Consider the following 346-nt stretch of genomic DNA (forward strand, 5'->3'; position numbering starts at 1 on the left):
CACCGCGGTGCGATAGGTGCGCGCAAATGCGTCGGCGGCGAGCGCCAGGCGCAGGTCATCGGCGCCCGGCGATAGCCGCGCCACCAACGTCTCATGGTTCCAGAGGGCGAGGGCGTTCTTCGCCGCTGTGGCGACATGCCCGGGCCGTAAGCGAAAGGCCGATCCGTCATGCGTATCTTCCCAACCTTGCTCGCCCAGGTCCCGCGCCAATTCACGGGCTTTCGATTGGCCCGCGATGACTTCCACCAATGCCAGCGACAAGGGGATCGAGGCGCTGACACCCGTGGTGGTCACCACGTTTCGATCCGCCACGTAGCGCCGGTCCTGCCGCCACTGAACCGAGGGG

Annotated in this window: 1 pseudogene; it reads right to left on the reverse strand. The window is 67.1% G+C overall.

The features are described from left to right. Nucleotides 1-312 (reverse strand): annotated as a pseudogene (locus RCF13_RS23420) (AraC family transcriptional regulator); the annotation flags it as partial. Between the last annotated feature and the right edge of the window lie 34 nt (nucleotides 313-346).

The sequence above is a fragment of the Stenotrophomonas maltophilia group sp. RNC7 genome, assembly GCF_030910085.1.
Lineage (GTDB): Bacteria > Pseudomonadota > Gammaproteobacteria > Xanthomonadales > Xanthomonadaceae > Stenotrophomonas > Stenotrophomonas sepilia.